Origin of the sequence: Actinoplanes sp. NPDC051859, assembly GCF_044452725.1 — a bacterium.
Classification (GTDB): Bacteria; Actinomycetota; Actinomycetes; order Mycobacteriales; family Micromonosporaceae; genus Actinoplanes.
The window spans coordinates 26,495-40,299 of the sequence record NZ_JBITBX010000008.1 but is presented as its reverse complement, the minus strand read 5'-3'; the positions used below and the strand labels follow the sequence as shown (position 1 = coordinate 40,299).

Here is a 13,805-nt window from a genome sequence, read left to right as displayed (position 1 = left end):
CGTGGCGAGCGTGACCGCGGTGGCCGCCTTCGGGCTGGCCGCGTGGCAGGCGAATGCCGCGCCGCCGACCACACCGCCGACGGTTTCCGCCGAGCAGCCGAAGGTGACCAATCCGCAGCCGGGACCAGTTCCCGCGACGGGTACGGGCACCGACGCACTGACCACCAGTGAGGTGGACAAGGCCCGCAAAGCGGCCGTGACGCCTGAGCTCGCCACCGCGGCCAAAGACGTGACGGGAGCCGCGGGTCCCGAGTACCTGTCAGCCGACATCACGGCCAAGGGTGACGGGCGGCAAGCCGAGATGTACTTCTACGACTACCAGGCGAACAAGCTGGTCAAGCAGGTCGTCGACCTGAGCACCGGCAAGGTGGCGGCGTCGTACTCGGCCGCCGGAATGCAGCTGCCGGCGTCGGAGCGCGAGGTTGCCACGGCGCTGGATCTGCTGCTGGCGAACCCGCTGGCGACCGAGCTGAAGGACGCCTACCAGAAGTCGACCGGCAAGCCGTTCGCCGGCAAGGACGACATCAAGGTCACGGCGCACGTCTACAAGGCCAAGCCTGCCGACACCGGGGCCAAGCAGTGTGGTGAGCACCGCTGCCTGCAGCTGGTCGTCGAGACGAAGGTCGGCTTCATCGACGTCAATCACATCATCATCGACCTGTCCGGGCGCACCGTCGCCCGCCTGGCGTAATCGGAGAACGGGTAAGCATGACGTTCCGAACAACGGCCGGCGCTGCCGCGCTGGTGACACTCGGCTCGCTCGGCCTCGCCGCGACGCCCGCGACGGCTGCCCCCGCCGCCGCAGCATTGCCCGTGACCGCGGCCAAGGCGCCGCCGGAGCCTGCGCCGTGTGCCGAGGCCTCCATGGTCAAGGAGACGCTGCCGAACGGCACCACGTGGCAGCTCTGCTGGCGGATGGACCGGCGGGCCGGGTTGGTGCTGGAGAAGGCCTTCGTGTCCTCGAAGCGCTACCCGCAGCCGACCCAGGTGTTGGAGTCGATCCGGGTCGCCCAGCTCAACGTGCCGTACGACTCGGGCAAGACCGAGTACAACGACATCACCGAGTACGGGTTCGGCGGCGTTTACGCGCAGGACCTCACGGGCGACGACTGCAAGGGTGGCTCGGTCCGGGAGGGCTTCGACGGCGACGACCAGCCGCAGCGGCGCAAGCTGCTGTGTGTCAGCGCCGAGGCCAGCGGCCTCGCGTACCGGCTGAACGCGCCCGACGACCAGGGCAACCCGACGGTGTTCTCCAAGGAGGGCCACGACCTGGTCCTGCGGACGATCGCCAAGGTCGGCTGGTACGAGTACGTGACCGAATACCGCCTGCACGACGACGGCCAGATCTCGGCCCGGCTCGGTGCGACCGGCGACCTGTCGCCCAGCGACTACGTCAACGCCGACCGGGGCTGGCCGATCGGTAAGGGTGCCAAGGACTTCTCGTCGAATCACTACCACAGCGCCTTCTGGCGGGTGGACATGAACATCGACGGCAAGGGCAACGAGAAGGTCGAGCAGTACGACACCAAGCACGACGGCCAGGGCGAGCGTGCCCCGAAGCTGGTCACCACGAAGACGGCGATCACCAAGGAAGGCACCTTCGACAAGGTGAACCGCCGCTGGTGGCGGCTGGTGAGCCCGACCAGCAAGAACGCCGACGACCACGCCCGGTCGTACGAGCTGGTCACCGGCGGTGGCGACCGGTACGAGGCGCACCCGGAGACCAAGCCGGACGTCACCTTCACCGAGAACAACGCTTGCGAGAAATTCGCCACCGGCAACGACGACCCGCAGTGCGCCACCATGAAGTCGATCCTGGACTTCGCGCGGGACAAGCAGAACCTGAAGGACCCGGTCATGTGGGTGCGGGTGGGCTTCCACCACGTCCCGCGTGACGAGGACCAGAGCCCGATGCCGCTGCACTGGCAGGGCTTCGACCTGGTGCCCCGGGACTTCACCGCGACGAACACGCTGACCCCGGACGGTCGCGGGAACGTCAACGGCCAGAACTGATCTCCGCCCGGCCCGGTCACCCAGACCGGGCCGGGCGCGCTCGTCGCAGGAGGACGACCCCTTGACCGTACGACGCATCGCCGCTGCTTCCGTGTTGGCGGCCACCGCTGCCGCCGTGTTGACCTTCACGCTGGGTGGCGCAGGGTCGGACGCGCGCACCGAGGAGAAACCGACGCCGGTTGCCGCGCCGGTCGCCGCCCCGTCAACCACGGATCTGGCCTACGCGCACATGATGATCGCCCATCACGCGCAGGCGGTCCGGATGAGCCGGGGCCTGGTCGCCAAGCCGGCGGTGCCGGAGCGGGTCCGGGCGATCGCCGAGTTCATCGCCAGCGACCAGCAGCGGGAGATCGACGAGATGACCGCTTGGTTGGACGCCTGGGGGCAGAATGTGGGCCGGCACGAGGACCACGCCGAGCCCGGCAAGCACGGCATGCTCACCGAGACGCAACTGGCCGATCTGGACGCCGCGCCTGCCAAGGCCGCGACGCCGAAGTTCCTCCAGCTCATGATCGAGCACCACACGGGCGCTATCGGCTCGTCGCGGACGCTGCTCGACGAGGGCAAGGGCCGCAACACCTACATCCACACCATGGCCAAGCATGTGATCAACGAGCAGTCCGCGGAGAACGACGCCATGCGCGCTCTGCTCCCCGGCGGCGCCAACGCGCTGGCGGCCGGCTAACGGGGGAGTGGCCGGTTGAGGTGCTGGCGGAGCAGTTTCGCGGCCGGGCGTTCGGCGTACCGATGAATGAGCCAGGCGGCGAGGGTCACGACCGTGACCACCGCGGCCAGGGTGGCGTAGCGCGGCAGGTGGGGGTGCAGCAGCGCGATGAGCGTCCATCCGATGTACTCGTGGATGAGGTACAGCGGGTAGGTCAGTGCGCCCGCCACGGTGAGCCAGCGGCCGCGGATGCGTGCGAGCTTGCCGGTCGCGACGAGTGCCAGCACCGCGAAGATGCCGGTGACCAGCGCCAGGGTGGGCAGTGTCGGCAGGGGACGGCCGAGCACATTGCGGGCCACGTGGTGCAGTTGGTCGACGACCTGATGCTGGGCCAGCAGAAACGACGAGCCGACTAGCGCCCACAGTGCCAGGTGGCTGCCGCAGCGGTGGATGAGGTAGAGCGCGATTCCGGCCGCGAAGTACGGCGCGTGCTCGGGCATGACCAGCACGTCCAACGCCGGTACGTCCGCCTGGGTGGCCAGCGCCGCCGCGACCAGCCAGCCGTAACCGAACAGCGTGGCCGAGCGCACGGTCAGTCCGCGCCACACCAGGAGCGCGAACAGCAGGTAGAAGCGGGCTTCCACCCAGAGCGTCCAGTAGACGGCGTCGACGGATCGGACGCCGAGCGGTTCCTGCAGCATGGTCAGGTTGACCAGGAGGTCACCGCCGCTGACCGGCTTGCGGACCAGCGGCCACACGGTCAGGACGGCGAACGTGAGCAGCGCCGCCACCCAGTACGCCGGGTAGAGCCGGACGACTCGGGAGCGCAGGAAGTCGCCGGGGGTGCGGTCCCACGCGCTGAGGCAGATCACGAAACCGCTGATGAGGAAGAAGAACTGCACCCCGAGCCAGCCGTACGACGCGGGGAGGTGCAACCATCCGAACGCACGGTCCGCGGCTTGGCCCCAGGGCGGGACGGTGCCGCGGTCGTACGCGATGAAGTGGTAGCCGACCACCATGAGCGCGGCGACCAGCCGCAGCCCGTCGAGCACCTCGATCCGGTGCCGGGGTCGCGGCCCGGCGGTGGCGGCGGTCCGGCGCTGCAGGGGAGTGGTCACGAGCACGGCCATGCCGAGCCCAACCCGCGGACGGCCGTCCCGGCAACGCCCGGGGCCGCAGTTTCAGACGGTCGTGAGTGCGGCGCGCTGGTGCAGCATCGCGTCGAAGTCCGCCGCGGCGAGCGGCTTGCTGAACAAGTAGCCCTGGATGGCGGGGCAGTCGACGGCCCGCAGCGCGTGCCAGTCTTCTTCTTCCTCGACACCCTCCGCCACGACGGTCATGCCCAGCGACCGGGCCAACCACAGCACCGCGGAGATGATCGAGGACTTGCGGACGTCGGCGGCCAGGCCGGCGACGAACGAGCGGTCCAGCTTCACCACGTCGGCGGGGACGGACTGCAGCCAGGTCAGCGAGCTGTAGCCGGTGCCGAAGTCGTCCAGGGCGATGCGTACGCCGAGCGCCTTGATGGCGTGGAGCCACTCTTCGAGGTCACCGGTGGTGGACAGCAACGCCGTCTCGGTGATTTCCAGGACCAGGCGGTGCGGCTCCAGGTCGGGAACGCGGGCCAGCAGCGCGGCGAGCATCGGTACGAAGCCCGGCTCGGACAGCTGCCGGGGGCTGACGTTGACGGACACGTAGCCGAGCTCGTCGCGCCACAGGAGCAAGTGCCGCAGCGCCGAGGTCAGCACATGCTCGCCGAGCGGCACGACCAGGCCGGTCTCCTCGGCAGCGGCGATGAAGTGCCCGGGCGCGAGGATGTCACCCTGCCGCGTCCGCATCCGGACCAGCGCCTCGGCACCCACGATGCGGCCGTCGGCGGCGGCGACGATCGGCTGGAACCAGACGGGAAGGTTGACGTCGCGGTCGCCGTCGAGTGCCTGCCGGAGCCGGGTCTCCGCGAGAATGCGGTTCTGGACGCTGACGCGCATCCGGTCGTTGAAGATTTCGAGGCGGTTGCCGCCGGCGCGCTTGGCGGCGTACATGGCGGTGTCGGCGGCGAGGACGCCTTCCTCCGCCTGGTCGACGCCTTCCGCGACGGCGAGGCCGATGCTGGCGGCAAGTTGCAGGCGGCCGCCGGTGAGGTCGAGGGGCTCGGCGAAGGAGGCGAGGACGGCCTGGCCGACGCGGACGCCGTACTCGAACGGCAGCGGTAGGGCGACGACGAACTCGTCGCCGCCGAGCCGGGCGACCAGGGCGTCGTCCGGGACGACCCGCTTGATGCGGGCGGCGAGGGCGCGCAGCACGTCGTCGCCGGTGGCGTGCCCGCCGCCGTCGTTGATCGACTTGAACCGGTCGACGTCGAGGTAGAGCACGCAGGCGGGGGCCGGGCGCTGGGTGAGCATGGTCGCGAAGTCCTGCTCGAAACCGGAGCGGGACAGCAGGCCGGTCAGGGAATCGTGGTTGACCTGGTGCCGCAGTTCGGCCTCGTGTTCGCGGGCCTGGGTGACGTCGATGCAGTGCACGAAGATCATCTGCAGGTGGCCGTCGGGGTCGCGCAGCGCGGTGCTGTGGATCTCCACCCAGATGAGGTCGCCGTTCGGCCCGTGCTGGAACTGCCGGGTGACGGTGACCGGCTCGGTCGCCTCGGCCAGCTGCTCGAACAGCGTGTGGTCGGTGCTGTCGACGGGCAAGAGCGGCAGGTCGGCCACGCTGATCCCGGCGGGCAGGTCGTCGGGCAGGCTGAGCCAGCTTCGGTACGCCGCGTTGGTGCGCAGCAACCGCCCGTCCGGCGCCAGCATCGCCATCGGCAGTGGCGTCTCGTCGAAGGCCAGCCCGAACTGGGCCTGACTCTCGTCGAAGCTCTTCTTGGCCCGGTCTTCCTCGGCCTCGGTGAGCCGCCACGCGATGATCTGGAACGCCGCGGCGAACAGGACGGCGACGCCGTGCAGCAAGGCCCAGAGCAGTGGGTGGGCGACCGCGCTGTGGTGGTCGTAGGTGCGGTGGCTGACCAGCGAGCCAAAAACTGCATGATGCAGCGTCGTCGCGGTCAGGAACATGCCGAACGGTGCCCAGTCCCGGTACAGCGCGAGGGCGCCGACGGCGATGAAGAAGGTGAAATGCGACTCGGTCAGGCCCTCCGCCATGGCGACGAATCCGCCGCAGGCGATGGTGAAGCCGAGCGCCACGAAGATGGACGGCAGTCGACGCGGCGGCAGCACGACGGCCGCGATCACACACGGCAGGATCAGCAGCACGGTCCACAGCCAGGACTGGGTCAGCCCGGTGCCGAGTGCTCCGAAGACGGTCAGCGCCACCACACAGGCGGCGAGAAGTGTCGTCAGCAACCGGTGCCGGCGCACCCAGTCTTCGTCCCGAAGTCCGCCTCCGGTGGGAATCCAGCCACGCATCACGTCCGGAATTGATCGGATGCCGATCCGGTGGCATGAGCAGAAGCGGCCTGTGAGGTCCCCGGCCCGCGCCGAAAAATAGCCTAAAGTGCTTGTGTCGTCGCATTCAGCGATCATCTGGAGGTTCGGTGCCCCGTCGCCGGCACGCCGCCGCCCTGGCCTTACTCGGTGTGTTCGCCCTGGGCTGCGAGGGGGCCGACGCCGGACCCGCACCCACCGGAGCGCCGAAACCCGGACGGGCGTCGTCCATGGCGGCCCTCGGTGACTCCATTACCGCAGGTCTCGGCAGCTGCCGGGTCTACGTAGCGTGCAGCCGCAACTCCTGGTCCACCGGGGGCGCGGAAGCGGTGGACAGCCACTACCAGCGGCTCCTGGCCGGCAACTCCACGATCAAAGGCCGAGTCCGGAACTTCGCGGTTCCCGGCGCGCGGGCCGCGGACCTGCCGGCACAGGCGGCCTCGGCCGCCGATGCCGGAGCGGCGTACGTGACGGTTCTCATCGGCGCCAACGACGCCTGCACCGATGACGTCGACGCCATGACCCCGGTGCGCACCTTCCGGTCGCACCTCGACAAAGCGTTCGGCCGGCTGGGCAAGGGGCTGCCCGATTCCCGCATCCTCGTGGCGAGCATTCCGGACGTGTACCGGCTGTGGGAGCTGGGCCGCGAGAACGCCGACGCGGTCCGCGCCTGGCGCCGCGGCATCTGCCCGGCCCTGCTCGCCGACCCGACCTCGACGCTCCCCGCTGACGACGAGCGCAGACGTCGGGTCGCCGACCGGGTCGACGACTACAACGACCAGCTTGCGCAAGCCTGCGAGGCGTACGGCCGGCGCTGCCACTGGGACGGCGGCGCCGCGCACGGGGTGCGGTTCTCGCTGGACCTGGTCAGCAAGGCCGACTACTTCCACCCCAGCGTGGCCGGCCAGAACCGCCTCGCCGACGTCACCTACGCCGGGCGGCCCGACTGGTGACGAGTCCTCAGACCCCGTTCTCCGCGCACGCCTGAGCGAACTTGCCGGCGCAGACGGCGGCCCGGGTGACGAACCCGTCCTTGATGACCACGTTCACGGTGTCCTTGAAGACATCCTGCGGCTCCAGCAGCACGGCGGGCACGCCGGCGCCGGATTCGGGGTCCTTGATCCGGTCCTTCACCAGGTCGTCGGTCGGCTCGCCCTTGAAGAGGCGGATCGCGAGCTGGGCGGCCGCGTCCGCTTCCTTCTTGATCGGCTTGTAGACCGTCATGCACTGGTCGCCGACGAGAATGTTCTGCAGGCCCTGGATCTCGGCGTCCTGGCCGGTCACCGGCACGATGCGGTTCTTCTTCTTCTCGCGCAGCACGCCGATCGCGGCGTTGCCGAGGCCGTCGTTGGCCGCCACCACCCCGTCGATCTTGCCGTCGAACTGGTTCAGCATCTCGATGAAGACCGACCGGCCGATCTTGTTGTCCCACTTGTCGACCGACTGATCCGGCCCCGCCAGATACGTGCCGTCGTCGAACTTCGGCTGCAGCACCCGGTCGTAACCCCGTTTGAACAGGGTCGCGTTGTTGTCGTCCGGCGCGCCGTTGAGGTAGGCGATGCGCGGCGTGCCTTCGACCTTCTGCTCGGCGAGGCAGCGGATCAGGCCCTTGCCCTGCAGCTCGCCGACCGCCTCGTTGTCAAAACTCACGTAGTAGCCGGCACCGCCGTTGATGGTCAGCCGGTCGTAGTCGATGGTCTTGACGCCCTCGGCGCGCGCCTTGTTGAGGACGTACCGGCCGCTGTCCGGGGTGAGGCTGGCGATGATCAGCACGGTGACACCCTCGGCGATCATCCGGTCGCCGATCCGCTGGAAGTTCGCCGGGTCGCCCTGGGCGTTCTCGATCTCGACCGGCACACTTGCCGCGTCGAACGCCTGCTTGAGGAGCTTCGGGTCGTCGGTGCCCCAGCGCTGCGACGTTGTCGTGTCGGGCAGGATCACCCCCACCTTGCCGGTGCCGTCCCCGCCACGGATCTTGACACCGACGTTCTTCACCTCATCGTCGGTGCAGGCGGTCAGTCCGCTCACGGTCAACAGCGCGACCGTCGCAAGGGCCAGCAGGTTCCGGCGCACGTCTTCTCCCTTGATGCGAAAAACGCGGCAAGGTTATCAGTGCGGCGGGCAAATGGCTGAATGTGCTTCATACTTCGGGCTGCGAGGCGTCGCAGGTGGGCAATCGCGGGTTGGTCGATCTTGTGTCCCGGGCGGCCTGGCAAGATCCATTGGTGCGGGACGACACGGACGGAACCCGCCGCTGTGCACCCGATATCCCGGAGGACGAGCAATGCCGCTCCCGCTGATCGACCTGCACCGACACCTGGAAGGTTCGATCCGCTCCAGCACCTTCCTGGACCTCGCGCGGCGCGACGGGCATCCCTTCGCCCAGGCTGACCGGCCGCGGGACGAGCTGGTGGCGAGTGGGCCGCTGGGTGGGCTGCTGCCGTACCTGGCCAAGGTCGATGACCAGATCGGCGTGATCGCCGGGCTCGGTGACTGGCGGCGGGTCGCCCGGGAGGCTGTCGAGGACGCCTTCAACGACGGGCTCGACTACGTCGAGTTTCGCTTCAGCCCGTACTTCATCGAGCAGCGGACCAGCCTCGACCCGTTAGCGGTCATCGACGCGGTCGCCGCCGGCGTCGCGGACGGGTCGGCGGTGACCGGCCTGCCGGTCGGCCTGATCGCGACGATCCTGCGCGACCTCGGCCCGGACGCGGCAGTCAGCCAGGTGACGACCTTCCTCGCCCGACGTGACCTGTTCTGCGGGGTCGACCTGGCGGGCAACGAGGCCGGGTATGCCGCCGACCTGTTCCAGCCCGCCTTTGCGCGAGTTCGCGACGCCGGACTGCACATCACGGTGCACGCGGGCGAAGCGGCCGGTCCGGAAAGCGTTCGCGCCGCGGTGCGCGACCTCGGCGCCGAGCGCATCGGCCATGGCGTCCGCTCCGCGGAGGACCCGATGCTCATGGCCGAGCTGGCCGCGGCAGGAGTCACCCTCGAGGTGGCACTCACCAGCAACACGCAGACCGGCGCGGCGCCCGGTTATCGCCAGCACCAGATCCACACCCTGTTGGCTGCGGGCGTTCCGGTCACTCTCAACACCGACAACCCGCGGGTCAGTGACGTCACCCTTTCCCAGGAACATGCCCTGGCCCGCTACGCCACGGGACTGTCCGACCAGCAATTGCGTACGGTCGCCGAGCAGTCCGTCCGTGCCGCCTTTACCGACCTGCAGCTTCCAGCGGTGCGTACCTGACGGCAGCGGCGGCAACCGTATGGCACTTCACCAGCACCGCCACCTCGACCCGGCGGGTGAAAGGCTGATCTTCCCCGGTGGCGTCCGTGCTGTGGCGTCGCCAGTTCCCGTCGAGGGTGGTCCCAGATGCTGCGTCGCTCGTTCCGGTCCGCTTCCGCCCTGGCGGCGACGGTGGTGATGTGTGGCTCGCTGGCGGCCCCGACCGGGCCGGCGTCGGCTGCCGGTGCCGACCCCTCCGGAGCCGGCAATGCCGCGGCGGATGCGGCTGACAGCAAGGTCGTTTCCTATCTGGATGTCCGATCCATCTCGCCGCAGGGTTTCCAGGACTACGGGACGACCGTCACTGTCTCAGGCCAATTGCAAGGCCCGAATGTGCCCAGCAGGGTGTCCATTCAACAGCGGCAGTTCATGACCACCAGGTGGGTCGAGGTCGCTTCGGCGATCACGTCCAGCATCGACTTCGACGACAGCCCGGAGGGCTACGCGCGAGGCAGCTATTCGGCCCAGTTCACGCGGCGAGTCTGCGCTGACATCCGGGTCGTGTACGCGGGCAGCGCCACGGTGGCACCCGACGTCGAGATCGGCTCCGGCGGCATCCTGTCGGTAGCCACCCTCAGCGGCTGGGCGACCGCGGGCACCTCCAAGCGGAACGCCACCACGTCGATCACAGTCAAGACCGTGCCCGGTGCCGGCCGCAAGGTCATCCTCAAGTACATGCCGCCGAACAGCACCCGGTGGGTCCGCAACGCCTACATCGCCAAGACGAACAGCACTGGCGTGGCCACCGTGCGGTTCCGCCCCACCGCCAAGGGCACCTACAAGCTGCGGCTTTACGTGTGGCGGGAGAAGGGCATTCTCGACGTCACGTCCAAGATCCGCCTGCAGCGCGTCAGCTGATGCTGCTCATGCGGCGGCACCGGCCGCCCGGACCAGGGCGACCGTCTGATTGATGGTCGCGGCGCGGTCCGCGGTGAACGCAGCGTCGATGATCACCAAGGGATTCGTCGGGTAGACGAGTGCGGAGATGTGCAGGTGGCCGCCCGGCACATCGGACGCACCCAGCTCGCGGCGCAGCCGGTTCGAGCGGTACATGCTCTCGTTCGAGAGGTAGTTGCCGCCGCCACCCGCCTGTGCCTGGCTGCCCGCGGACGGGCCGTTCGGGTGGCAGCGCACTGGGCCGGTGGGTCGTGTGCCGGCCGCCCACTCGCAGATGTTCTGGTTGAGCGAGGTCGGCCACGGTCCGGTGCCCGCGCCGATCATCGCCTGGTGCGGCAGCGTCGTCTCGATGAACTCCGGGGTCGGCGCCGGCTGCGGCCAGCGGGGCGCCGCCGGGATCAGCTCCGCCTCGCCTACATTGTTGTTGTCCGCGAAGCCGCCCCGCCACGCACCGGCCCACCGCTCGACGACCATTGCGCCGCGGTTGCCCTGGCTGATCGTCATGATCAGGTCGGCACGCTCGGGCGCGGTGCCGGTCAGGTGCGGGCCGAACGCGTCCTCCACGATGCCCGCGTCGAACCCACTCCAGGTCACTGGCAGCACCACCGCCCGCACCCGGACGGTCTCGGTGCCCACCCGGTAGGTCAGGCCGTCGAGCTGCAACGCCGAGCCGCCCGACGGGTTCGAGCGGCGGATCTCGCCATTCAACTGGTACGGGTCGAAGCCGCTCACCAGCACCCGCTTCACCCCGGTGCCGTACGACGAGTGCGCGACTCCGCGAGACGCGTACTCGTAGGTCTTGAGCAGGGCCGCACGGTCGGCAGCGCTGAGCGGGAAAGCCGGCCGCCACTGCCGCAGGTCCCGGGTGCCGATCAGCCGGGACCAGTAGAGCGGACGGTCGTCGTATCGGTCGATGGTGCCGAGCTGGATCCGGCCCTGCGCCCGGGCGACGGCGGTCTGCCACAGACGGGTGCCCTGCTGCTCCAGCATCCGGCGGGCGGTCTCGACCGAGGTGGCCCGGCACAGCTCCTGCTTCAGCGCCGCCACGTACGGATCGAAGCCACCCACCCGCACCAACTCGTACGGCACGCGGGTCCCGCCGGGCAGGGCCGGCGTTTCGATGCGACTCTCCTCATAGGTGACGGCCGCCGCACGGTCAAAGCAGCTGGCGGCCGTGGCAGCCGACGGAACGCTGAGGAACGTGGCGCAGACGGCCAGCACCGTGAACAGGCGCAACGGAAACCTGCCTTCCCATAAGGGCATCGACGCCGGTGACTATAACGCGACAGGCCGGCCGGGCGTCCCCCCGGCGGGTGAATTCATGGACTACCGTCAGTCGTCGGACGCCCGGAGGGAGACCGGATTGCACGCGGCCGACGCCCAGTTGCAGGCGCTGCGGACCCTGCACGCGGTCACCAAGCGAGTGCACGCCAGCCTGGACCTGACCGAGACGCTGGAAGCCGTGGCGTGCGGCGTTGTCGAGGCCGCCGGATTTGGCCTGGCCGCGGTCAACCTCGCCGAACCGAACGGCGACTACACCACAGTGGCCGTGGCCGGCAGCGATGACCTGCGCCGCGACCTGCTGGGCGCCCGCGGCTCCGCGGAGAACTGGCAGGAGCTGTTCCGGCGCTCCGAGCGTTGGGGTGCGCTCTACTTCGTCGACCATCGCACCGGCGTGCCGGAAACCCTCTACACCTGGATTCCGGACATCGAGGAGACCGAGGACCCGGACGGCTGGCATCCCCGGGACTGCCTGTTCGCGCCGCTGCGGGCGCCCTCGGGGGAGTGGGTCGGCGTCCTCAGCGTCGACCTGCCGGACGGGCTGCGGAAACCCGGCCCCGAACAGCAGGAGATTCTCGCGCTGTTCGCGGAGCACGCCGCTATCGCCATCCAGCATGCCCGGCTGCATTCGGCGCTGGAACGCAGCCGCGCCGAGGCCCAGCATGCCGCCGCTCATGACAGCCTCACCGGACTCGCCAACCGCACCCTGCTGCGGACCCGCTCCGAAGCGATCGTCCAGCATCCCGGTCGTCAGGTCGGCGTCCTGGTCGTGGACCTCGACGGGTTCAAGCGGGTCAACGACGCCGCCGGGCACGAGGCGGGCGACGAGGTGCTGTGTGCGGTCGCCGAACGGCTACGCCGTCAGCTGCGCGGCGCCGAGGTGATCGCGCGTACGGGGGGCGACGAGTTCGTGGCCGTGCTGACCGGAGCGGGGTTGTCCACCCGGATCGCCAGCGCCGCGGAACGCCTGCGGGCGGCCATCGCCGAGCCCGTCTCGGCAACCACGGGCATTCACCGGGTGGGGGCGAGCGTCGGCTGGGCGGTCGGTGCCACCGGCGACGACGTCCAGGCCCTGGTCGCTCGCGCCGACGAGGCGATGTATCGGCGCAAGCGTCGCTCCGGGGCCGGCGTCTGACCGCAACCTTCTCGCCGACTCGGCAGTTGATCAACAAGTGCGCCGTCTTTCCGTGATCATCGCCCTGACCTGCGCCGTGGCCGTGCCGGTCCCCGCCTACGCCCGGCAGCCCGCCGTCCCCGCGGCTGCAGCTGTTCTCGCGGCGCCAGCGGTGGGCGCCGGGGCCGTGGCGGCGCCCACCTTCAACTCGACGGTCTGGGCGCTCGCTTTCCGCGGGAACGTGGTCTATGCCGGCGGATCGTTCACCGAGGTCAGCTTCCGAGGCCGAACGTACGCCCGCAAGCGGCTGGCCGCATTCGACGCCCGTACCGGCGCGGTCCTGGCCTGGAATCCCACCGCCAACGGCACCGTGCGATCCCTGGCCGTCGTCGTGACCGGCCGCCCGTCGGTGTACGCCGCCGGCGATTTCGACGAGATCGCGGGCGCCCGTCGCGACGCCGTGGCCCGCCTCGACGCGACCACCGGCCGAGCCGCCGCGTTCTCGCACACCGTGTCGGGGACGGTGGCCGACGTGGCGATCGGCAACGGCCGGATCTACGTCGGCGGTGCGTTCACCAAGGTGGATGGCGTTCCCCGGCGCAGCCTGGCCGCCTTCACCCACCGCACCGGCACCCTCGACCGTGGCTTTCGGCCTGCGGCGGACGGCCGGGTACGTGCACTCGCGGTGACCCGCACCCGCGTGTATGCCGGGGGCGACTTCCACCGGATGTCCGGCGTTGCTCGTGCCCGGCTGGCCGCGGTGACGACGACCGCCGGACGGACCGTGGCGGCGTTCCGGCCGCACGCGCCGGCACCGGTTCTGGACGTCGCGATCTCGCCCACCGGCATCTCGACGGCCACCGGCGGTCCCGGCGGCCGCGCCGTCGCCTACACCCGTCCGGCGGCGTCCGCTGGACCCACCTGTTCGACGGCGACGTGCACAACCTCGCGGTTCTGCGCGGCATCACCTACGTGGGCGGCCATTTCGACCGCGCCTGTCGGACCACCAGCACGATTCGCCAGCTCGGCTGCCCGGCCGGGTACGCCGCCCGGGTCAAGCTGGCCGCCCTCGATGCGGGTGGCCGGCTGACCGGCTGGAATCCCCGTGCGAATGGCACG

12 protein-coding genes are annotated in these 13,805 nt (G+C 69.9%); 8 read left to right on the top strand and 4 right to left on the bottom strand.

Annotation, left to right across the window (positions count from 1 at the left end; all coding sequences use genetic code 11):
* The first annotated feature begins 1 nt into the window (after position 1).
* From ACIA1L_RS20970 to ACIA1L_RS20960, 3 genes are all read left to right on the top strand, one after another.
* Positions 2-691, top strand: coding sequence for a hypothetical protein (locus ACIA1L_RS20970; protein WP_396074518.1), 690 nt, complete (start codon positions 2-4; stop codon positions 689-691).
* A gap of 17 nt (positions 692-708) precedes the next feature.
* Positions 709-2,013 (top strand): primary-amine oxidase, encoded by a 1,305-nt coding sequence (locus ACIA1L_RS20965; RefSeq protein ID WP_396074517.1) that lies wholly within the window; start codon positions 709-711, stop codon positions 2,011-2,013.
* A 61-nt stretch (positions 2,014-2,074) separates the two neighbouring features.
* On the top strand, positions 2,075-2,698 hold the full coding sequence (locus ACIA1L_RS20960; RefSeq protein WP_396074516.1) for a DUF305 domain-containing protein: 624 nt from the start codon (positions 2,075-2,077) through the stop codon (positions 2,696-2,698).
* Here the strand turns inward: ACIA1L_RS20960 and ACIA1L_RS20955 are convergent.
* On the bottom strand, positions 2,695-3,807 hold the full coding sequence (locus ACIA1L_RS20955; protein ID WP_396074515.1) for an acyltransferase family protein: 1,113 nt from the start codon (positions 3,805-3,807) through the stop codon (positions 2,695-2,697). The two genes, ACIA1L_RS20960 and ACIA1L_RS20955, sit on opposite strands and share 4 nt — an antisense overlap.
* 51 nt (positions 3,808-3,858) lie before the next feature.
* A complete protein-coding gene (locus tag ACIA1L_RS20950; protein WP_396074514.1) occupies positions 3,859-6,084 on the bottom strand; it encodes a putative bifunctional diguanylate cyclase/phosphodiesterase in 2,226 nt (741 codons plus the stop codon).
* Positions 6,085-6,212: 128 nt separating this feature from the next.
* Between ACIA1L_RS20950 and ACIA1L_RS20945 the strand changes: the two genes are divergently transcribed.
* A complete protein-coding gene (locus ACIA1L_RS20945; protein ID WP_396074513.1) occupies positions 6,213-7,055 on the top strand; it encodes a GDSL-type esterase/lipase family protein in 843 nt (280 codons plus the stop codon).
* 7 nt (positions 7,056-7,062) lie between these two features.
* Here ACIA1L_RS20945 and ACIA1L_RS20940 read toward each other — a convergent pair whose 3' ends face one another.
* A complete protein-coding gene (locus ACIA1L_RS20940) occupies positions 7,063-8,175 on the bottom strand; it encodes a sugar ABC transporter substrate-binding protein (protein WP_396074512.1) in 1,113 nt (370 codons plus the stop codon).
* 211 nt (positions 8,176-8,386) lie between these two features.
* On the opposite strand from ACIA1L_RS20940, the gene add reads away from it, so the two are divergent.
* On the top strand, positions 8,387-9,355 hold the full coding sequence (gene add / locus ACIA1L_RS20935) for an adenosine deaminase (protein ID WP_396074511.1): 969 nt from the start codon (positions 8,387-8,389) through the stop codon (positions 9,353-9,355).
* A 126-nt stretch (positions 9,356-9,481) separates the two neighbouring features.
* Complete coding sequence (locus ACIA1L_RS20930; protein ID WP_396074510.1) at positions 9,482-10,252, top strand: hypothetical protein; 771 nt, start codon at positions 9,482-9,484, stop codon at positions 10,250-10,252.
* 6 nt (positions 10,253-10,258) lie between these two features.
* Here the strand turns inward: ACIA1L_RS20930 and ACIA1L_RS20925 are convergent, their stop codons facing one another.
* Positions 10,259-11,527, bottom strand: a complete 1,269-nt coding sequence (locus tag ACIA1L_RS20925) for a hypothetical protein (RefSeq protein WP_396074509.1) — start codon at positions 11,525-11,527, stop codon at positions 10,259-10,261.
* A gap of 85 nt (positions 11,528-11,612) precedes the next feature.
* Between ACIA1L_RS20925 and ACIA1L_RS20920 the strand changes: the two genes are divergently transcribed.
* Together ACIA1L_RS20920 and ACIA1L_RS20915 are read left to right on the top strand one after the other, a co-directional pair.
* Positions 11,613-12,707: a diguanylate cyclase domain-containing protein gene (locus ACIA1L_RS20920; RefSeq protein ID WP_396074508.1), complete on the top strand. Its 1,095-nt coding sequence runs from the start codon at positions 11,613-11,615 to the stop codon at positions 12,705-12,707.
* 37 nt (positions 12,708-12,744) lie between these two features.
* On the top strand, positions 12,745-13,776 hold the full coding sequence (locus ACIA1L_RS20915) for a delta-60 repeat domain-containing protein (RefSeq protein WP_396074507.1): 1,032 nt from the start codon (positions 12,745-12,747) through the stop codon (positions 13,774-13,776).
* Positions 13,777-13,805: the final 29 nt, after the last annotated feature.